Origin of the sequence: Methylomonas aurea (assembly GCF_024505045.1) — a bacterium.
In the GTDB taxonomy this organism is placed as follows: domain Bacteria; phylum Pseudomonadota; class Gammaproteobacteria; order Methylococcales; family Methylomonadaceae; genus Methylomonas; species Methylomonas aurea.
Genome location: NZ_JANIBM010000002.1, coordinates 152,639 through 174,975 on the forward strand (window position 1 = coordinate 152,639; position 22,337 = coordinate 174,975).

Consider the following 22,337-nt stretch of genomic DNA (forward strand, 5'->3'; position numbering starts at 1 on the left):
GGCATGGTCAGATGGTTTAATGATGCGCCGATCAAAATCAAGTTAGTGTCGATCATGGCGTTGATTGCGATGATGACGCTATTTCTGGCAACCACGGCGATCATCATCAACGAATATTTTGCGAAGAAGAAGGAAACCGAGCAGCAATTGGTTTTGGTGGCCAATATTATCGCCTCGAACATTTCTGCTGCGCTGGTATTCGGCGATATGACGGCGGCCAACACCATGCTGGAAAGTATGCGGACGCGGGAAAGCATCCTGAATGCCGAGTTGTACAACAAACAGGGCGAGCTGTTTGCCGACTACCATTCCGGCAAAGCCGGGATCAGCCACTGGGATGCGGAACGAACTCTGGCTTTATTGAAACAGGCCAAGAATCCGGACGCCGGCGGCAGCCTGTTCGATTCCGTCACCGGCGCCGTGGCGCATTGGTACGACAGGCTGTTTCCGTACAACCGCGACGCGGATGGCGCTGCTGCCGACAGAGACGTGTTCCGCTACGACGCCGATAACAATCTGCACTTCGTACGGCGGATCGAGCTGGATGGCGAAATGGTCGGCGTATTACATTTGGTGGACGACCAAAGCGGCTTTTACGCCATCCTGAAAACCTTTTATTTAATCATCGGCTTGATCGTGCTGTTCACAATGCTTTGTATCAGCGCATTGACTTCCAAGATGCAGCATATCTTTTTGGCACCGTTATTGAAGTTGATGGAAGCCATGCAGTCGGTCGGTCACGAAAAAAGCTTTTCCCACCGCATCAACAAGACCAGTTCCGACGAGTTCGGCGATCTAGCCGATGTCTACAACACCATGCTCGCCGAAATTCAGTTCCGCGACGACCAATTGGCGATGCACCGCGATTCGCTGGAGCAGCAAGTACTGGAGCGGACCCGGCAATTGGCCGAAAAAAACCGAGAACTGAACAGCAGCGTCGCCGAAGCCTTGGCTGCCAAGGAGCAGGCGGAGCAGGCCAGCAAGGCCAAGTCGCAGTTTTTGGCGACGATGAGCCACGAGATCAGAACACCGATGAACGGCGTGTTGGGGATGACCGAGCTGTTAATGGCGTCCGGATTGAACGAGCGGCAAAAACGTTTCGCCGAAACCGCGTATCGCTCGGCCAATTCGCTGCTCGGCATCATCAATAACATTCTGGATTTTTCCAAAATCGAAGCCGGTAAATTGCAACTGATTTTGCAGGAGTTCGATTTGCGGCCGATGCTGGAAGAAACCGTCGAGTTGTTGGCCGACCAGGCGCACCGCAAGGGTGTGGAATTGATTTTGAACATGCCCCACGATCTGAATTACATCGTGCAGGGCGACGCCGAGCGTTTGCGCCAGGTGCTGGTCAATTTGCTCAGCAATGCGATCAAGTTTACCGAGCGCGGAGATGTCCAGCTCAAGGTTGGCCGAGTTGAAGGTGGCGCTGCCGAAAACAGGGTTCGGCTATTGTTCGAGGTGATCGACACCGGCATCGGCGTGCCGGACGAACGCCAAATCGAGATCTTCGAAAGCTTCACTCAATCGGACGGCAGCATCACCCGACGTTATGGCGGCACCGGTTTGGGATTGACCATCTCCAAGCAATTGGTGGAACTGATGGCCGGCGAACTGCAACTGGAAAGCCGAGTCGGCGCCGGCTCGCGGTTTTACTTCAGCCTGGAATTCGGTCTGGGGATCCAAGCCGCCATCGCTCGGGCAGACACCGCGGATTTGCATGGCGTCAATATTCTGGTGGTCGACGATAACGCCACCAATCGCGATATTCTAACTTCGCAGTTGGCGTTGTGGGGCGCCAACGCCACTAGCGTCGACAGCGGGCCGCGGGCGTTGAAAATGCTGTTGGAAGCGGCCGCGGTGCAGCAACCGTTTCAGCTGGCCTTGCTGGATTGGCACCTGCCTATCATGGATGGCTTGTCGTTGGCCAAAGCGATTCAAACCGACCGGCGGATTCCCAAGCCCGCCATCATCATGCTCAGCTCGGAAAACGTCAGTTTCCAATCCGAACGCAGCTACGAATACGGCATCAGTTTTTTTCTGAACAAACCGGTGTTTCAGCAACGGCTATTGAACTGTCTGCGCGTGACTTTGGCGCAGGACAAGGTGGTCGAGCCGGAGCTGTCGCAAACCGGCAAACCGGTTTGCGCCACCCGCTTGCGCGGGCGGATTCTGGTTGCCGAAGACAATTTAGTGAACCAGGAAGTCGTAAAAAGCTTCCTGGAGCACATGGGGTGCCGCGCGGATGTGGTAGACAACGGTGAAGCGGCCGTAATCGCCGCTGGCCGCTGCGATTACGACTTGATTTTGATGGATTGCCACATGCCGGTCATGGACGGGTTCAGCGCCACGCTCAAACTGCGCGAACACGAAACCGCAGCCGGCAAGCGCCGGGTTCCGGTGATCGCATTGACCGCCGACGTGCAGAAAGGCATTCAAGGTCAATGCCTGGCGGCGGGGATGGACGGCTATCTGAGCAAGCCTTTCAGCAAAGACCAGTTGCGCACGCTGTTGCTGGCTTGGTTAGCTGCAGGCGGAACGCCGCGAGTCGATAGCCCGGTCGCACCGGGAGCACTTCCGGCGCCGACGGAGCTGAGCCCTATCTGCCATGCCGATACTGCCGAATTGCGAGAAATCGTCGATGCCCAAGGTGTCAGTTTGTTCGATAAAGCGGTGGCTTTGTACCTGCAAACCGCGGCGGAACAGGCCGAAAAACTGCGCCAGGCGATCGCGGCGGCCGACCTTCAAACCGTGGCGAATACTGCGCATGCGTTGAAATCGGCCAGCGCCAATTTGGGGGCGCGGGAGTTCGCCAAAATCTGTCTGGCGCTTGAGACTGCCGGGCGCCAGGGCGCCGCGGATAAAGTTGGGGGATTGCTAGCCGCCTTCGAGCGGCAATTGCCGGAAGTCTTGGCCGAACTGCGCCATTTGGCCGCTACCGGTCCGACCGAATCGGCGGCTGCAGATGGCAAGAGGGACGCCGCCGGGTCGGCCAGTGCCGCAGTGCGCTTGCTACTGGTAGACGATGATCCTAACTTCCGGCTGATTACCGGCGAGCAATTGAGATCGGCCGGCTTTCGGGTCGAGGAGGCGTGCAGCGGCGAACAGGCCTTGGAGATGTTGCAACGCGAGATTCCGGACCTGGTGATTCTGGACGCGATCATGGGCGGCATCGACGGATTCGAAACCTGCGCCCGGATGTCGGCCTTAGCCGAGATGACCGACGTGCCGATCATCATGTCCACCGGTCTGGACGATATCGAATCGATCAACCGCGCCTTCAAAGCTGGGGCAGCGGATTTCGTCATCAAGCCGCTGAATCACGTGGTGTTGATCCACCACATCAAGTTTTTGCTGCGTTCGTATCGGGATACCGCCGAGTTACGTAACAGCAAGCAGCAGTTGTCCGCAGCCCAGCGCATTGCCGGCTTGGGTTACTGGACCTGGGATGCCAAACAGGACAAATTCGAGATTTCGCCTTATCTAGCCGAATTGTGCCGCGCCAGCCCGGGCTATTTTCAGGGCCAATTGGGCAAGTACCTGGATTTGATCGACGTTGCCGATCGGGACAAAGTGGAGGAGGTGGTTAATGCCGCCGTCGAAGGTAAGGGGGCCTGTATCGAATACCGGCTGCTGAGCGAAAGCGAAGACCCTATCACTGTGCGCCAGGATACGGCGTTGATCAATAGCGGCGCGCAAAGTTATGTTACCGGTACGGTTCAGGATATATCCAAACAGAAGGAATCGGAAAAAATCATTCACCAATTGGCATATTTCGACGAGCTGACCGGCTTGGCCAGCAGGGTGCATTACCACTCCCGGATGCAGCAAACCATCAAAGCCGCGGCGCGGGCGCAACAGGAGTTTGCGTTCCTGTTTTTGGACTTGGACGAATTTAAATACGTCAACGACAGCTTCGGCCATAACGTCGGCGACCAGTTTCTGAAAGCCATCGCCCAGCGGATCCAGAGCGTGGTGCGCGAGGAAGACTTTGCCGCACGGCTGGGCGGCGACGAATTTTGCATCATCGTCAACGCTATTACCGACGAATTCCAGGCCATGGACATTGCCGAACGTTGCTTGCAGGAAATCAACCGGCCGTTGATTTTGAGCGGCCACCACCTGAAGCCAAGGGTCAGCATCGGTATCGCCATTTATCCGAAAGACGGCGACAACGAGCACGATCTGATGAAGGCGGCCGATACGGCGATGTATTCGGCCAAAACCGCCGGCAAACAGCGTTACGCCTATTACCGGCCGGAAATGACCGGTTTAGCGATCAAGCGTCTGCAGGACGAACAAATGTTGCGCGATGCTTTGGAACTGGGCCAGTTCGAATTGCATTATCAGCCCCAGGTGGGCATGTTGGACGGCCGCATGGTCGGTATCGAAGCCTTGGCTCGTTGGCGCCACCCGCAGCGGGGCATGATCGGACCAAGCGAATTCATTCCGCTGGCCGAGACGCTGGGATTGATCGGCAAGATCGACGAATGGGCGATCCGTAGCGCCTGTTTGCAGTTGTTGAATTGGCGTAGCCAAGGTCTGCCGATGTTGACGATGGCCGTCAACGTCGCCGCCAGCCATTTCCGCGATCCCCAGTTTATCGGTTCGCTACGCGATATCTTGCAACAGACCGGTATGCCCGCCGAGTACCTGCAACTGGAAGTTACCGAAAGTGCGATGCAAAACCCGGCCGATATGGACGTATTCCGCAGAGTTAAGGAAATCGGCGTGAAAATCGCCATCGACGATTTCGGTACCGGTTATTCGTCGCTGGTGGCGTTAAAGCAAATGCCGGTCGACTGCTTGAAAATCGACCGCATATTCGTGCAGGACGTATTGATCAATCCGCAAACCCCGATTCTGCTCGGAACCATCATCGGTATGGCGCATGCGATGCAATTCTGCCTGGTCGCCGAAGGGGTGGAAACCATAGACCAGGCGCTGGTTATGAGCGGTTTGGGCTGCCAGATCGTACAAGGTTTTCTGTTCAGCGCTCCGCAGCCGGCCGCGGCATTACCAGCCTTGTTTCGAAAGGACTTTCGTTTGGAATTCGTCGACGCCAGACCTGGCACGTATATTTCACCCGACAACTGACTATGCCCAGAATCGAATTGCCGGCTTGCTTTGCCGATGCGAGACAATTGCCGGCCTTGCCCCACGACGTTCACCATCTGATCAAAGCCCTGGCCAACGATGGTCTGGATTATGCCGGCCTGGCGCAAGTGCTGGAGGCGCATCCCACGATCTGCTCGCGACTGATCGCACTGGCCAATTCGGCCTGGATCAACAACAACGGCGAGCCGGTGACCTCAATCGAGCGCACCTGCTTCAAACTGGGTTTGAATATCGTCCGTGGCGTAAGTATAGGCTTGGCGGTGATGAAGCCGTTCAACGTCAACCAATGCCGCGGCTTCGACATCCGGCGTTACTGGGTCAGCAGTATGCTGGCGGCGCAAGCGGCCGGCGATTTGGCGCGGGCGTTGGCACTGCAGGATGCCGAGGTTAACGAGACTTTCGTGCAAACTGCGCATACCGCCGGTATTTTGCATAATTTGGGGCTATTGTGCCTGGCGGATACGATGGCCTTGCAGACTCAGGAAGCATTGCAACTGAAACGGGCCAATCCACAATTGCATCTGAACCAGGTTTTGCGCAAAACCGCCGGCACCGACTATTGCGAGATCGGCGCCTATCTGGCCCAGTACTGGGGCATCCCGGAGGTTCTGGCCACGGCTATCGAACACCACCGCCACTCCGGTTACCGCGGCGATCATTGGAAGCTGGCGCAGATGGTCGGTGCCGCCACGCGGATGGTAGGTGCGTTATTCAAGGACGAGGAAATGCCGTCATTGGGCATGCTGGAGGCGCTGGCAATCTCGGAAAATGCCGCACAGCGTTGCTTCGCCAATTTACAAACCGAATATGCCAAGACCAAAGAATTGGCCAGGGTTTTGTTCGGGTAGGCTACCGTTCCGGGTTATCCGTAAATATCTGAGAAAGCGCCGGAACAGATCGATCAACGGCTCGGTGTCCTGTTTCCGACTCGACTGGGCGATTACATGACCCCTGTTTCAGCGGGGGGCGTGTTCTGTGGTCAGATATGATTGACTAGATATGGAACGGCTGAACACAATATTTCATTGTAGCTCGCTTTATTTTAAATGGTTGCGTACCGCTGGAAATTGTTCGAGCACGCAATAAGCCCAGCGTTTATTCGGTATGATATTTTCGTTGGTTAAATATTTGTTTTTTTTCCAGGAAGAAAAGGCGGGGGACTGGTTCAGCCAACGCCAAATAGGAATGGTGAATCCGGTTTTAGGGCGGTTTACGATGTGATCTTCCAATTTAACGGCCAGTGATTGAGGCAATATTTCTTTTTTGTTCCCCAACTTGCCGGTTGCCGCGAAGCCAACCAGATTGGAAAGCAAAATGTGATCCACCAGCGGCACGCGAATTTCCAAAGAGTGAGCCATTCCTATCCAGTCGGTATCGCGCAACAATTGATTCCGCATGTATTTCTTTGATTCCAGAGCTACGATTTTTCCGAAATCGGATTCAATGTCGTCTATTGACTCGAAGCTACTGGCTTCCGAAAGTTTAGCTAAGCCGGCCTTTAATATATCCCTGTCAATAATATTTGAAATTTCCCAGGGCATAAATAACCCTTTATGAATCTGGTAAGCAGACGTAATATTTCTGCTCATGTTCAAATAATCGGAGTTGTTCGGATTTAATTTTTTAAAGTTTTTAGCAATAAAAGAATGGATATGAAAGAATAAACCATTAATTGCTGGGCTTGAATTGTATGGCGATAATTTATTTAGAGTTTGCGGAATTGTTTCGAATGTGTTGTAGCCGCCCAGCATCTCATCTCCGCCCAAACCGGATAGAACGACCTTCAACCCGTTAGCTTTAGCAGCTTTGCTGACTAGCCAAGTGTTGATGCCGTCGATAGTCGGTTGATCCATCGCTTCCAGAAACATTGCTAATTCGGCTTCGACTTCGGACATGCTAGAGGTGACGACTTGGTGATTTACGCCCAGTCTTGACGCTATTTCCCTGGCAACGGGCGCTTCGTCTAACGACCTCCCGTTGAATTCTTCGAAAGCGAGCGTTATAGCGCTTACGGACTCTGAAGCAAGTTCTTGCGCCAGGCCGGTAATCGTTGCGGAGTCGAGCCCCGCCGACAAAAAAGTGCCGACAGGAACGTCGGCAACCATGTGCGCTTTGACGGAGTCGATAATGGCCGACTTAGCCAATCCCTTGGCTTGATCCGGATGAATAGCAGAGGCCGCCGCATAAGATGAGTTTATGGAGTTATTGATGTTCCAATATTGATGTAGGCGTTGACGGCCTAAATAATCGATTTCGAGTACGTGTCCTGCAGGCAACACCTTTATGTCTTCATAAAAAGTAAGGGGCTCGGATATGCTGCCCCAAAGTAGAAAACTTACTAATGCAGCCGGATTGATTGACAAATCGATAGCGTTCCCCGCTAATAGAGCTTGTACCTGACTCGCAAAACGAAATACACCATTCCTATTTGAATAATAAACCGGCTTTATACCGTAAGGATCACGTGCAACTATAAGCTTCTTGTTACGGTTATCCCATAGCGCAAATGCGAACATCCCACGTAATTGGTTAACCATTTCGACGCCGATATGCTGGTATAAACGAAGCAGAACTTCTGTATCGCTATGGCTTCGAAAAACAAAGCCTTTTGATTCTAAATCCTTTCTTAATTCGTTGTGATTGTATATTTCACCATTGAATGTAATCGATAAGTCACCCTCCGACGTGTGCATGGGCTGAGCTCCCAATTCGGAAAGTTCGATTATCGCCAAACGCCGATGTCCAAATCCGACATTACCGCAGTCCGATATCCAAAGGCCGGCACCGTCAGGCCCTCTGTTATACATAGAATCGCGAGTCAGGAGTATTTCGTTGGCGTTAATTCCGTGATTATTGCCACCGTGGAGAAAAATACCGTTAATTCCGCACATGGTTAAGAATCAATTTGAATTTTGTTTCTATAAATTTCGAGAATTCTATTTGCAATATTCGACCATTTGTAAGCGGCAGGAGATTGCTTTATGGTTGAGTCGTCAAATTCAATCTGATGGGTTAGATAACGTTCAAGCGCATCCTTAATGCCATAGGCATCGACATCATTAACATAAAATCCGTTTTCGCCTTCTTTAACGTAGTCAGACATCCCACCTTGTTTAGAGGTGAGGACGGGCGTCCCGCAGGCATTCGCTTCAAGAAAGACAATGCCGAAACCTTCAAAATTTTTCGGCTCAGCATAGGACACTAAAATAAATAGCCCGGCTTTTCTGTAATATTCCAGTAATTCGTCCAAAGTCTTCCTGCCTTCTATAAAAACTCTGTCTTCAAGGCGATTTAGCTTAATTAGAGAATCAAGCTCATCTTTATAGTTTCCTGTATTGTTGCCGCTGATAATAACGTATTTAAAGTGAAATCTATCTTTAAGCAAAGCAAACGCTTTGATTACATTATGAATATTCTTGATGCGGTCATGTTCGTCAATTCTGGAAACTGTTAAAAATAGATGGGTGTCTTTTTTAACGTTGTGCTCTGCGAAGAAGTTTTCAGAAACACCGGGGGGCACCACGCTGACATTTGAGGATGCGGATGGAAATTTTTGAGCGAACATCGTTCTAGTAAACTGGCTTACTGTAATTACTTGTTTTGCCTTTTTTAAAGCAAAAGAAAAAATAATTTTATTGAATAACAGCTCGGTGTGCTCCCAATAAAAATTTAGCCTATTTTTTACCGAATCTGGTAATCGCCATAAGAGATGTTGATCGAGAAGTTTTTTGCCCGGTAAATTATATCGAATGCTAAAACTAAAAATATCGTCACCATGAGTTGTGACAAAAACGTTTTTTTTATGGAACGATAAAGGTGCGTAATATAAAAAAAGCGAGTGCCATAAGTCCATGTCAAAATTGTTTAAGAGCGCCAGATCTTTCTTTAAATCATGGGTTAGTATTGGATGAAGAATGTAGCTATCATCATTCAATGCCCCTTCTACAGAAAAGACGTGCACTTCGAATCCTTTTTCGGCATAGGCCTTAGCTAATTCGTAGCAGTAAATGTTTGCGCCACCTATCACTGGCAGAAAGTATGGAGCTATGAGCCCAATTTTTTTAAAAGGATAATTGTGTTGCATATTCTGAGCAAAGTCCTATGTTAGCAGATATTATTGATAGCGTTATTCCAAGTGAATAACCTTGAAAAGATCATTGCCGATTTTGTGATAAAAGGTGACCTATTTTGTGAGCTAACTTTCTGAGAATTCGGTAGGCAAGGCTATTAAGTATCTTGTTGGCCAGATTTTCGACACGATTAAATCGATCATAAAGCTCTTCTAGTCGGAGGCCTAGATATGCATGCTCTTCTATGGCATTCCTAAGTAATACGATTAAATAGTTAGGTCTTGATTTTGCAGGTCTGCTCAGTACCTTGTCATAAACATCCATCAACTTGTCAATTGACTGTTTTGCTTCATAGTTTCCATCGACAATTTTGTATGCGTTTTCACAAATATTTTGTGCTAATGAAGAGTCGCTTAAAAGTACTAAAATATTTCTGGCTAGTGCCTCAAAATCTCCGACTTCAATTAATAAGCCGGATACATGGTCCTTGATCACATTTTCTACAATACCGCCACATTTTGTAGCTACTGCCGCACAACGGCAAGCCATGGCTTCTAACAAGACATACGGTCCACCCTCGGAAAAAGAAGTTAAAGCAAAAACGTTAGATTGACGAAGTATTTCAGGTATGTCGGAACGGAAGCCAAGAAAATGCAAATTATTTTCAATTTTTAACTGGTCAATTCGTGAAATAAGGCGCTGGTAATAATGTGGTTCATCAATTGAGCCAACTATTATAAAATGCGTGTTCTGTCTCGCTTGTAGTACGATATAAGCAGCTTCGAGTAGGATATCAAAACCTTTGTCGGGATCTATCCGTCCTATGGAAACAACTATTGAGCAATCTTCGGGTAAGCCTAGTTCTTTACGAATGTCTGATTTTATACTTGATGATTTTTCGTAAATATCTAATTCCAGGCCGACATTAATGACGCTTAAATTAGAATCGGGAATGCAGGGGGTTAGCGTATTTGCTGTAGCCTCGGAAACAGCAATTACATGATCGGAGATGTCATTAATTAAACATGCAAAATTATTCGCCGATAGGTTTAGGCGTTGAAATAGCGGTTGCGCATCAGAGAAAGGTATATGGACTACTAAAATATGGTGAATACCTTTTTCTAGCGCGGCTAGGGCGCCGTCGAAAAAAATATTTGAATTGGTATGTACTAAACTGATGTTATATTTGTCAATAATATCCTTTATGGCATTAATTCTTGTGGCGGTTTCTGACAAAAAAACATGCCAAGATTTGCTAGGCATCAGCCAACCATATTTCAGTTTGACAACGACAGAAACCACATTAATTTTATCTAGGGCAAGCCTAAAGTCTCCGTCATCGGGCAGTAATACTATTGGGTTATATAGGTTTCTATCTAAGTGACGCATTACGCTTAATAGGTAAACCTCTCCCCCACCTATACTGCTGCTGCTAGAAATGTAAAGTATATTGATAGGGTGTTTGATTTTTGAGACTTTTGCGATGTTCATTATATTATGCGTTCACTATACATTTTAGTTTATCAGCGAGTTTGATGTATATTGCCCAATCTACACAGTTTTTTTGCCAAAGCGCCAAGTAATATTTTTTTCGATAAAATATCTGAAATTATCTAATAGCATAAGGTGCAGTATTGCAGTTTGGGAGAATCTATTAAAATTGTGCTTTTGTTGTATATGTCTCGTAAAAACAGACATATATCCTGGCAATTTTGTCTCAATTGAGTGTTGTTCTTTTACTTCTTGCTGAGCATTTTCTATTAGCTTGGACGTGGCTTGGCGGTTTTCCAGCAATTGGGTCATCGCCTTAACCCATGAGCATGGATTGTCAGACGCAAGGAGGCCGTTGTGTTGGTCAATAACGGATAAATTATATGGAAGACGATCGCTGTATATACCCGGAATGCCAGCGGCGGAGTATTCCAGCCATTTAATATTGCTTTTACAGTTATTATAGTTTGTTTCGACCAGAGGTATTAATGCTGCATGTGCTTCTATTTTTTTTAGCTGAGTCGCATAATTTGTGTAGTTTGGCTGGAATTCAATAATCTCAATGGATGGATTGCCGCGCAGTTTTTCGGGTGTGTCACCAAAAAAGATAAACTTTACTTTTTCTTTGTATAGGTTAATTATATCTAAAATAGGCCCTTCTATAATTGCCCAGTCTCTTTGATGGCTTGGGGTTCCTGATATTAAAAAATTAAAATGGCTAGAGCGTTCTCTTGGTTTCGAATAAAACAAGTCAAAATTAATAATATTCTGGTTGACGAAAATAGGTCTTCCGGTATGCTTTGCGAGCTCGATTTTCAACTGATCGGTTGAGACTGTAATGGCATCTGCTTCTTTTAAAATCCATTTTATATAAGGGGAGAATTGTTTGTATTCCGGGCGATGTTCTTTGGAGACATTAAGAAACAAGTCATCCAAGTCATAAATTATGGGTTTTCCCGAGTTTATTAGGAACCTAAGGGTGCTCTCGGTATATTTAGAAGGAAACATTCTGTGTATAACGATCAAGTCCGCTTTATATGCGACTTCATGGTTAAATACATATCCTTTTTTTTTCTTGATGCCCGCCCATACAACATTCCAATTGTTCGCTCGTATTGGATCGACTATTCTTATCATCGAGCATGAGAAAACATCAGGCTCATATGAATAAACCGCTACAGTTGGTGTTTTAATTGTGTGATTATTTGTGCCTACTGTCATGTTTTTCAATGGCTTAATGGATCAATTAATATGGTTGCGACTTTTTGCTTTGTATGCTTGGTGCTGCTTTAGAGCGAATGCAAAACTTGGTTTTCAGATTATTTAAATCGCCAAGTTACATTTCGTTCAATCCAACGGTTCACGTTATTCTTTATGTGGTTTTGATAAACGGGCAACATCGAAAATCTACTAGGCTTATGGCTTTTTCCAACAACGCTGCCGATGGTGGAGGAGAAATCTTTTGCCGAGCTTTCAACAGAATATTGTGTTCTGACCAACTCTTGTGCATTTTCTGCCATCATATTTGCTTGAACTGGATTTTCAATAAGTTTCACCATAGCGTTAAACCAAGAGGTTGAATCATTTTTAACCAATAAACCGGTTTGTTCATGGCTGATGCATGTGTTGTAAGGAGTTATATCGCTGTATGCTCCGGGAATTCCTGCTGCAGAATACTCTAGCCACTTAATATTGCTTTTCTTTTGATTGAAGCTCGTGTTTTCCAAAGGTGTCAAGGCTGCATCAATACCGAGCCCCTTTAGCTGTGAGGCGTAGTCTACGTAATTAGGTTGAAAGGGTATTACATTAACCGAATCGTGATGTGCTAAATTTTTAGGCGTGTCGCCAAAAAATACAATATTTACTTGTTCCTTATATTTATTCAGCAGCATAATTAATGCTTCTTCTATAATAGCCCAATCTTTTTGATGTGTTGATGTTCCAGATACCAGAAACTTGAAGCTCTCGTTTCGAGGTTTTGGGCGCTGCATAAACAAATCAAAATTTATGAGATTTGGCTTTACTTGTATTGGTTTGCTAGTATATTTCGAGATGGCTTCCTTTAGTGGCTTGGTTGAGACAGTAATTATATCCGCTTCCTTTAATATCCATTTGATGAAAGGATCGTGTCTTTTGAAGCTGTAATGGCTCGGGTGGTTTCTAGGGAGTTCAAGCAGCAAATCATCTAGTTCATAAACTATAGGTTTTTGTAGCTCTAAAATGGATTTGAGGATTTTTTCTGTTGACTCGGAAGGAAATTGTCTCTGGATTATTATTACATCGGCCTGCCTTGCAAGTTCAATATCGAATGATTCCTTTTTGTTAATCTGTTTTCCCCATAGTAAATTCCAGTTATCTGCTCGCAGCGGATCCAAAATCCTGATAGTTGCGCATGCGCCTGTTTCATGGTCCCCGGAATATACAGTTGCAGTTGGGCGGTTACTATGTGTTGACATCGGACACTCTTCGTAAAAATATCGCTGCTCTTCCTGCTTGTTCTGTTTTGTTCACATAGTCAGATAATACCTTGAACTTATGCATTTCATCTTCGCTAAATAAAGAACTATTTATATTGACTAAAGGTGAATTTTTATCATTTAAAGGGATTCCTCGAGCATACATTTCGCTACCATAAAATTCGAATGCAGTAGTATCGTATTGGATATCAAATATTTCTAACCCAACTTTACTTGCAAGAAATTTAAAGCTTTTTATAGAATGGAGATAGAGATGTCTTGGTGGATCAAGCTCAACCCAGTTGGTTTTGTACTGGTTCCATACATAAGATGAAACTAACGGAATTCTAATTAAGCAAACGCCATCCAATGTAAGGTGATTTTTGATCTCGGCTAGCGTTTCTTCTTGATTAGGAATATGTTCCAATGAATGATGCAGTGTTATAAAGGTAAATTTACCTGGTACATCGCATAATTCTTTTTTTATGATTTTAATGTCTCCGTATTCTTGATCTTTTGGAATAAGTGGATCTATACCAAGCAGTCTGCTGAAGCCCAATTCCCTGAGGTGCGTTAGCCAGTGTGAATAAATTCCGCATCCTACATCTAGGATAGGGTCTTTAAAGCTTTTCAACCCAGCTGTTGTGAGAATTCGACCAACAGAAGATACATCGTTTGGCGTTCCATGCAATGCATCCGGTAGGTTAACGAAATGTTTTATTAGGTTATTTAATTTAAAGTTACGTTGGAAAATTGCAGTTTCTATTCTTTTTTTTTGTAGAATATGAGTAATCCAGCTGCTACCATTGGATGCGGTTGCCGGGGGAATATGTGGCGTATAATTCGACGGATAATACTTTTCGATATTATTTGGAATTGTCTTGATTTGAAGGCATTCGCAAGCAGCGCATTGAAAATATTCAAATTCTTCGCCAGTGCCAAACATCATTTCATGACAAGTGTATGTAGTATGGGTGTCGATACTATCGCAGATACGGCATTTATTTAAGAAGGTCGTCATTATTTTACTGTTGTTCAACTAGATAAATCAAATTGCAGCGGTGTTAGCATCCGTTTGCTCCCATTTAGCATCCAGAGCAAAAAAACCATCGCGAATAGTAATGGGTATCTTGCCAATTACCTGAAAATGCTTCATGTTTTCACCATAAAATATTGTTCTTGCCGATTTTCCACTTGTTATTCCGAAACGGATCGAATATATGCCAGGCAAAAGCGGTAATTGTTTAATATTACACGTGATTTCTGTGATTCCTCGGGGGATGCGTTCAATGTTTATTTGTTCTTCACTGTTATGGGTTGTTAGGTATAAGAAATCTGTCGTATGAAATCCAAAACCAAAAGTCAGGTCTTCAATTTCATGTATTACATTTATTTTGAAATGGATTGAGCAATCTTTCTTATATGTAAGGTCTTCGGTTCTTTTTCCGAATTCGTTACAAAAATACAATTCCATTAAATCTATTTCACCTGAGCCTATGGATTTAGAGCTGGAAAGTTCCATGGTGTCCTTTATTTTTTTGTCACTTTGTTCGTAGAAGCGATCACAAACTTTCTGAGGATCGCCTTCCATGTGAATTACACCATGATCAAGCAATATTACTCGATTACAAAGGCGCTGAATTTGACGTATATTATGACTCACCAATAGTACGGTTCTGCCTTGTCTTTTTATTAAGTCTTCCATTCGATCAAAGCATTTTCTTTGAAAGGATAGGTCACCAACTGCTAATACCTCGTCGACAATCAAAATGTCCGCTTCCATGCTAGTAGCAATAGAAAATCCCAGCTTGACTGTCATTCCGGAGCTGTATCGCTTAACCGGTGTGTCGATAAACTGCTCCAATTCTGAAAAGTCGATTATTTCATCCAGTTTTTGTTGAATAACTCTTTTTGGGATACCTAAGATTGCTCCATTTAAGAATATATTTTCTCTCCCTGTTAGTTCAGGGTTGACGCCTGCGCCGACCTCAATTAATGGTGCGACACTGCCTCGTACAATAACTTCGCCCTTTGTCGGCTTGCTGATGTTGGCCAAGTGTTTGAGCAAGGTGCTTTTGCCGGCGCCATTATGTCCGATAATGCCTACCACTTCGCCTTCTTCGATTTGGAAGCTGACATCGTCCAAAGCTTTGAATCGTTCGCGCTCGAGCGTGGGCTGAAAGGTTAGGCGTCTGAGGGCGTTTAATGCTGTTTCCTTGGCACTGGTCAAATGGCCCAGTTGATATTCCTTAGTGAGGTGGTTGACTTCTATGATGGCCATAAACTGAAATTAGTGTGATTTTATACGACGAATGCTTTCTGACTTCTCTGCTAGATAACGTCAGCAAACCAGCTTTCGGCTCGCTTAAAGAACCAATAACTGATAGGCAAAAATGCCAGCGTTAGAATCAATCCGGGATAAAGTGCGCCAAAATCGGGTTCGGTAGCTTTGATCAATACGCGTTGGAATCCGTCAATAATCCCAACCAAAGGATTAAGGGTGTAGAGCATATATAACCTATCGGACCATTCGCCGGCGGCTTGCTCAATCAATAATTTTTTTTGAACGAGACTCAAAGGGTAAATGACCGGCGAACCATACATCAGTAAAGATAACGCTATGGGTATAGCTTGCGCTACGTCGCGATAGTACACGTTCATAGCGGCGCCAAAAAAGCTTATGGTAAGAGCCACAACCATCGTATACAGGATAAAAGCCGGTACCCACCATATGTAAGCGCTGGGAATTATTCGGTAGTAAACCATCATTCCGGCCAATATGCCAAAGCTGATAGCGAGTTCTACCAACTTAGTTACCATAGCGGTTAACGGAAATATTTCGCGAGGGAAATATATCTTTTTGATTAATGCCGCATTTGAGGTGACGCTATTGACACCTTCCGAAACCGATTCCTGAAAAAAGACCCAGGGTATTAGTGCCGCAAAAGTAATCAACGGGTAAGGAATGCTACCGGTTTCAATGCCTATAAAGCCCTTCATTAATGTGAATACTAACATTAACATCACCGGCTTTAATACCGCCCACAAAATTCCAAGATAAGCTTGTTTGTAACGAATGACTATATTTTTGTAGGTGAGAGCTGCAATCAGCTCTCTGTATAAGTATAAATTATAAGCTATTCGAAGCATACGGCAATTGAATATAAAAGGTCTTGTTTTGATTGAAAAGGTTATTTCTGAATTTTATCGAGGCGCTTTAATAATGGTTTAGAATTTGGTTTGAATTTTAGTCCGTTTTTTAGAGTTTCTATTGCTTCTTTTTTAAGGTTTAATTTAACTTGTATGTCGCTTAATGCCGCATGTGGAAGCCAAACGTTGGGATTTAAATCAATGCTTTTCTTATAATAATCGATTGCCGATTTGTAGTCTTCCTGTGCCTCGCTTGCTTTACCTATATCGTAAAGTAACTTAGGGCTGAGAGGGTGTTTGGGATTGAAGTGGTGGTTAAGAGGATAGCTCATTTCATTGATCGCGCCCTTGAGTAAACTACTTCTTTCTGTTTTGTCGAATGTTTTCCATGCCTTGTTATATTTATTAAGGCCAAAGCAATAATGATGAATTCCGTCGAACCCCGATAAAAGTTTGTCCCACCGCTGTGCCTTGGCTGTTCCTTCTAAGTCTGGTTTTATAAATTTTGCACAATAATCAGGTAATGCCATGATATCCATATCAATTGTATTGGTATCGGCGCTAGCTGTCTTTGATGCTAAAAAAATAGCTGCAAAAGAAAATAATTTAGCGATGCGGGATATATGTGATTTCATTAAAGAAAATGCCTTCTGTCAAATTGCTATATTGATTATTTTTTTTAACTTGGCTGACAATTATTTCCTGTTTTTGGTATTTGCCGGATTACATATTCTTTATCTGATTGGTTAATTGCTGAAAGAATACCTTTTCAATGATGTGAATTAAAATGTGGATGGCATTTGCTTTTTAAGAATTTTATCATATAAGGTTTGTACTTTTTCTTTATGGGCGTATACTGAAAATATTCTAAAGGCCTTCTTGTTTGCGTTATCTCCTAGCCGGTGAGCTAAATCAGGCTTGGCGTGCAACTCTTGAATTACAGATGCCAGCTCCATATTGTCCCCCGGTTTGAAAAGCATGCCCGTTTCATAGTGTGCTAACATTTCGGCGGCACCGCCATGATTTGGACCGACTATAGGACGTTTAATGGCCATCGCTTCTATTACTACCGTGCCTAACGGCTCCGGATTGGTTGATGCTGATACTACAATATCAAGTCCGTTATAAACCGTCTCCATCTTGTCTATATGGCCGGTAAAAACGACGATATTTTCCAGGCCTTCGGTTGTTACACGTTGCCTCAATTTATTTTCATATTCTATACAGTCTACCGGAGTGCCACCGATAATCGGCATTTTTAGGTTTGGGATTTTTTCCTTCAGGTTTTTTGCTGCATCGATAAAAAGATCCTGCCCTTTCCAAGGAATCAATAAGCCAACCAAGCCGACAACATAGGCGTCTTCCGGGATATCGTATTGCTGTCTGAACAACCGTCCATCTGCTGTTAAGTCGAGTTTGTCCAGGTTTATCCCGTCATATACGACCTGCATTTTTTGATCGGGAACGAATAATAAATCCCGCATCCGTTCAGCAACCCAATTTGAAACAGGAATAAAGAAATCCGGTAATCGGTAAAAGAATTTCGCGGCCTCGAAAGGTACGGGGTTACCCCTAATATGGCAGATACTGGGGATGCCAAGCATTTTCGCAACTAATAATGCGGCTCGATTACAAACCGGATCGTTGTTGGCGTGGATTAAATCGGCATCAAAACGCCACGCGGTCCATAGTAACGATATGAAAAATGGAAGAAAATTAAAAATATCGTCGGCCCTGGCAATAATCTGAGTGGCTATGAAGTTTAATGCCGGATTTTGATTGATAACCTTAGCCGTTTCAAGTTTAGTACGCCACGCTACCGTATCAAAATGTCGATCGGGTATATGTTTCCAAAGGGCGTCTTGGCCGATTTCTTCATATTGCGGTCCGGTTCTGCCGGTAATGACCATCGGCAGATACAGGGAACGGTCCAAGTGTCGGACCAAATGGCGTAGACAGATTATGGCGCCACCGTAACCGATGCCATTTTCGACATACAAAATCCGTTTTGGATTAGGTCCGTTGTTCATACTGCTTATGTTGTCCAGCGACAAAAAATGAATAATACATAATGTGGTTCTAACTAATTCTTTGTTTAAATTTTCGTATTCGAAGGACGAGGAGTCGCGGTAAGCTTGATGCAATCAAATAGGCAAATGAGCGCCATGTTAATTGTTGTTTTAAGCTTGATACGAATGCGTTTCTCGCCAAATTGGATTTGTAGGTGGCGAAATACCAATATCCTAAATTCCAAAACGCGTCCGCAACCAACTGATTTGGGTCAAGGCCTTGGTGTTTTAGTTGTTGTTCTGAAAACGTGCGAATCGAATCCATTACTTTGGTCAGATCTAGGAGCATGCTTTCGTTGGCAGAGGTTGCGTTCTTCCCGTGTTGCCGGCGTAGCATTAAGCGTTGCGGCAAACAACCGATGGGGTGATAGGTAGCTATTTTTGCCCACAACTCCAAATCTTCGCCAAAGCGGATATCGGCATTGAATCCGCCCGCGGCAATCAAGATATCCCGCTTTGCCAATACGGTCCCGGTCGGTATGAAGTTTTTGGTAACCAATCTGGCTAGGGCATTAGGTATCGCTTGACCTGCTAAATCCTGGAAGCCCTCCAACATGCCGTGCTTTGCTAACACCGATTCCGTGATTATATGGTCGTTATTATCGATCTCCGCCATGTCTCCGGCCACTAATACGAGTTCCGGATATTTTTCCAATATTGCTTTTTGTAAGGCGATTTTGTCTGCGGTCCATTGGTCGTCGGCATCCAAGAATGCGATCCAATCTCCCGTCGCCAGTTCTATGCCTTTGTTGCGGGCCGCGGAGGGGCCTTGATTGGCTTGCTTGTAATAGACAATATTTCCAGGCAATGCGCGTACGACTGCTTCGGTTTCGTCGGTTGAACCATCGTCGACAATGATGATTTCCGCGACGGGTTTTGTCTGGGCCTGAATACTGGCAACGGCGGCATTGACGAACTTGGCGCTGTTGTAAGCTGGAATGACGGCGCTGATTTTCATTACCTTTCTTCGCTACCTTTGTTTAAGGCCGGTTCTGCAGATTATCCAAGCAGGAAAACATAAGCCCGTCGCATACCCAAGCAAGGCTAATTTTCGATGGCGATAGTATAGCCTATATAAGAACGCGCCCAGTTTTCGGTGGACACCAGCCATTGTTAAGCCGGGCCAATGTTTTTCATTAAAGCGATTGATAACTTCAGGAGATCGATCCAATAACGATTCCGCGAGTTCGGCCGATGATAAAAAACGGATTCGTGGGAATCTATCAATAATGTTCGATATGAGCTGATCCAGGCCGGCAATCGCATCGTTGCATTCCGTTTCGGAACGGGTGAAGTTGTAACGATGAGTCGAGATACTGATCGGCGCTGCTTGCAGATAAGCGATTTCAGCCTCTGCCAAGGCGCCGGCTACGGTGTTTTTACCGTCAACGGGTTCGTACATAACATTGCGGACCAAATAAACTTGGCCGACGCGGTTCTTGGTACCGACGCGGATAATTGGGGGATCCTGCAGATAGCGGCCAGATCGGTCGCGGCCGGTGCAACGGTAGCCTGCCGTTTGAATTGCGCTGATATGCTGAGTGTTCCAGTGTTCTTCGATATTGTCGTTCCATAGATAGCAGGGCGCGACAGTACTGACGCTTGGCGCGCCGAACATGCTTTGGAAACTGGCGGTCGCTAGTTCGACGATGTTTTGCGCTTCGGCGGAATCGAGTTGTGAGGTCGGCAATGTGCTACCGTCGACGTAATGGCCTTGCAGCGGCGAATCCAACGATTCCCAATCCCACCAGTCGGAGCTGGATTTGGCCGCGGCTAAGCGCGGGTCGTTTTGCCGTAATAATCGGGCGAAACCGGCACCGTTCAGATGTTCCAGTCCGTGCAGTTGGGGAGTCAGCAGATCCCGGGCGATGCCGTCTTTCAACGTTTGGTAGATTACTGGAAAATCGGCATCCAGCATTTTTCGGCGATATTCGCCGTCCACGGCAGTTTTTTCTAAATCGGGTACGGCCAACACCATGTCGGCAGTCAGGACTGCGTTGCGGCCCACGGCGTCTCTATGCCGTGCCAACATACCTAGCAACTGTTTAAGTCGGTCGGCATGAAACTCGCCGCCGGGGCCCCAATCGTCGCTCTCAATCAGTAGCGGAGTGTCGGCAAAATAGGCCTCGTTCCAGGTCGCAATGAATAGTTCCTTTTTCCAAAACCACAAGCAGGCGATGCAGGCCGACCAGAAAACCAAAATAAACAGAATTGCCATATTTTCAATCGATAATTAAAGTGCCGTAGCAGCAACCTGTAACGCGCTACACTTTCATCCTAGCAGAGATTCCCGGTCTCGCCGAGCGGCGACGGCCTCGGCAGCGGGTGCGGAGCGCATTGTGCGGCCAATTTGGGTGTTATGAATCGTCTATTTGTTCAATCCGGGGTGGTGATGCAAAAAATAAGTGGTTTAGATAATAGAACGGCGGAGAGATTTTATGACCGATAGGATTGGTTTACCGCAACATTGGCGTAAGCCGCTGGCCGGTGTGTTGGTGGTTACGATGTTTTCGCTAGCGGTGTTCGTGGAAACATGGACGTCAATCGTTGCAATTTGGTCGCGTTCTGAGACCTTTACCCATGGTTATTTGGTCGCACCGACCAGCTTATGGCTGATTTGGTTGCACCGGCAGCAATATCGTAATTTGCAGGCGGATTTCAGTTGGGTTGGCCTGCTTTTCTCGGTAGCGGGTGGCTTTCTGTGGTTGGTGGCGGATTTAGTCCACGTCTTGGTGGTGCAGCAATGGGCGGTGGTTGCAATCCTGGCCAGCAGCCTGTGGGCGGTGCTGGGGACCGGCGTGGTATCGAGCATGTTGTTTCCGATTCTGTTTTTATTTCTGATGGTGCCATTCGGCGAAGCTTTTATTCCGCCGCTGATGGACTATACCGCGACCTTTGTCGTCACGTTACTGCGATTGACCGGGATCAGCGTTTACCGGGAAGGCTTATTCTTTACGTTGACCTCAGGGAATTGGTCGGTGGTAGAGGGCTGCAGCGGATTACGCTATCTGATTGCGTCGTTTACCTTGGGAACGGTTTACGCTTACCTGAATTACACCAGCTATAAAAAACGCGCAGTTTTTATCGCTGTTTCCTTTCTGGCGCCGATCATCGCAAACGGATTTCGAGCCTATATGATCGTAATGATTGGCCATTTAAGTAGCATGAAACTCGCGACCGGCGTGGATCACATCGTCTATGGCTGGGTATTTTTCGGGATCGTCATGTTTGCACTGTTTTATATCGGCTCGTTTTGGCACGACGCGCCAGACAGTCCGGAAACCAGCGTGCAGGAAGAAGCGCAGGCCGACGCCGAAATCGCTTCCGAGCCTCGTTATCACTGGTTCGGTTTAGCGGTGATCTTGTTTTGCCTGTCGGTATGGCCGCCGATTTCTCATGGTCTGTCCGGATTGCAAAATAGCAATGTGATGGTGCCGGAGCGATTCAGTCAACCGCGCCTCGATACTTGGCAGCCGGCGGAAGCTCCGGACTGGGGGTGGGAGCCCAACTTCCAAGGAGTGGTCGCCGAAGCGAGGACCTTTCTGAAAAACGGGCAAGCCGTCGTCGGCCTCTACTTCGCCAATTTTGGCGACGAAAGCCAAGGCGGAGAATTGGTAAACTCGCAGAACTATTTGGTCCCGCAAAAACATAAGGTTTGGCGGATACTGCGCGACAGCGATCATCCGTTCGCACCGGCATCCGGTCACTTCGCCGTTGTCGAGGAGGCGGTATTGAACAGTAGCCAGCGCGATTTATTGGTATGGCGCTGGTACCGAATTGGCGATAAAACTACCAACAATGCTTATCTGGCCAAATGGTGGCAATTGGTCAAGCGTCTGAGCGGCGATTCGGCTCCGGAATTACTAGTCGTGATCTATACCGAAGTCGTAAATCAAGATTTCGATACGGCGCGGGATAATTTAGGCCAAATAGCCCAGGCCTGCTGCAGTTGAGTTTTGGCAATCCGGCAGCCGCTGTCCGAG

The 22,337-nt window shown here is 46.4% G+C and carries 15 protein-coding genes; 3 read left to right on the forward strand and 12 right to left on the reverse strand.

Annotated elements, in window-relative coordinates:
• Positions 1-3: 3 nt before the first annotated feature.
• Both NP603_RS22145 and NP603_RS02520 read left to right on the forward strand, forming a co-directional pair.
• Complete coding sequence (locus NP603_RS22145) at positions 4-5,097, forward strand: response regulator (protein WP_256609351.1); 5,094 nt, start codon at positions 4-6, stop codon at positions 5,095-5,097.
• A 2-nt stretch (positions 5,098-5,099) separates the two neighbouring features.
• On the forward strand, positions 5,100-5,966 hold the full coding sequence (locus NP603_RS02520; protein WP_256609352.1) for an HDOD domain-containing protein: 867 nt from the start codon (positions 5,100-5,102) through the stop codon (positions 5,964-5,966).
• Positions 5,967-6,155: 189 nt separating this feature from the next.
• Here the strand turns inward: NP603_RS02520 and asnB are convergent, their stop codons facing one another.
• The 12 genes from asnB to NP603_RS02580 all read right to left on the reverse strand — a co-directional run bounded on the left by asnB (position 6,156) and on the right by NP603_RS02580 (position 20,572).
• Positions 6,156-8,009: an asparagine synthase (glutamine-hydrolyzing) gene (gene asnB / locus NP603_RS02525; protein WP_256609353.1), complete on the reverse strand. Its 1,854-nt coding sequence runs from the start codon at positions 8,007-8,009 to the stop codon at positions 6,156-6,158.
• 2 nt (positions 8,010-8,011) lie between these two features.
• The gene (locus NP603_RS02530) at positions 8,012-9,202 is read right to left on the reverse strand and encodes a glycosyltransferase family 4 protein (RefSeq protein ID WP_256609354.1); all 1,191 of its coding nucleotides are present in this window, start codon (positions 9,200-9,202) and stop codon (positions 8,012-8,014) included.
• Positions 9,203-9,272: 70 nt separating this feature from the next.
• Complete coding sequence (locus NP603_RS02535) at positions 9,273-10,679, reverse strand: glycosyltransferase family 4 protein (protein ID WP_256609355.1); 1,407 nt, start codon at positions 10,677-10,679, stop codon at positions 9,273-9,275.
• Positions 10,680-10,739: 60 nt separating this feature from the next.
• On the reverse strand, positions 10,740-11,900 hold the full coding sequence (locus NP603_RS02540) for a glycosyltransferase family protein (RefSeq protein WP_256609356.1): 1,161 nt from the start codon (positions 11,898-11,900) through the stop codon (positions 10,740-10,742).
• A gap of 98 nt (positions 11,901-11,998) precedes the next feature.
• Positions 11,999-13,135: a glycosyltransferase gene (locus tag NP603_RS02545; protein WP_256609357.1), complete on the reverse strand. Its 1,137-nt coding sequence runs from the start codon at positions 13,133-13,135 to the stop codon at positions 11,999-12,001.
• Positions 13,122-14,156, reverse strand: coding sequence for a class I SAM-dependent methyltransferase (locus NP603_RS02550; protein WP_256609358.1), 1,035 nt, complete (start codon positions 14,154-14,156; stop codon positions 13,122-13,124). Before NP603_RS02550 ends, NP603_RS02545 begins: the two co-directional genes overlap by 14 nt.
• Before the next feature lie 27 nt (positions 14,157-14,183).
• Positions 14,184-15,416: an ABC transporter ATP-binding protein gene (locus tag NP603_RS02555; protein ID WP_256609359.1), complete on the reverse strand. Its 1,233-nt coding sequence runs from the start codon at positions 15,414-15,416 to the stop codon at positions 14,184-14,186.
• A gap of 50 nt (positions 15,417-15,466) precedes the next feature.
• On the reverse strand, positions 15,467-16,285 hold the full coding sequence (locus NP603_RS02560) for an ABC transporter permease (RefSeq protein WP_256609360.1): 819 nt from the start codon (positions 16,283-16,285) through the stop codon (positions 15,467-15,469).
• 41 nt (positions 16,286-16,326) lie between these two features.
• Positions 16,327-16,920, reverse strand: coding sequence for a tetratricopeptide repeat protein (locus tag NP603_RS02565; RefSeq protein WP_256609361.1), 594 nt, complete (start codon positions 16,918-16,920; stop codon positions 16,327-16,329).
• Positions 16,921-17,067: 147 nt separating this feature from the next.
• Positions 17,068-18,315, reverse strand: coding sequence for a glycosyltransferase family 4 protein (locus tag NP603_RS02570; RefSeq protein WP_256609362.1), 1,248 nt, complete (start codon positions 18,313-18,315; stop codon positions 17,068-17,070).
• 49 nt (positions 18,316-18,364) lie between these two features.
• Positions 18,365-19,312, reverse strand: a complete 948-nt coding sequence (locus NP603_RS02575) for a glycosyltransferase family 2 protein (protein ID WP_256609363.1) — start codon at positions 19,310-19,312, stop codon at positions 18,365-18,367.
• A 12-nt stretch (positions 19,313-19,324) separates the two neighbouring features.
• Positions 19,325-20,572, reverse strand: coding sequence for a hypothetical protein (locus NP603_RS02580; protein WP_256609364.1), 1,248 nt, complete (start codon positions 20,570-20,572; stop codon positions 19,325-19,327).
• A gap of 220 nt (positions 20,573-20,792) precedes the next feature.
• Between NP603_RS02580 and xrtA the strand changes: the two genes are divergently transcribed.
• A complete protein-coding gene (xrtA, locus tag NP603_RS02585) occupies positions 20,793-22,307 on the forward strand; it encodes an exosortase A (protein WP_256609365.1) in 1,515 nt (504 codons plus the stop codon).
• Positions 22,308-22,337 lie beyond the last annotated feature (30 nt).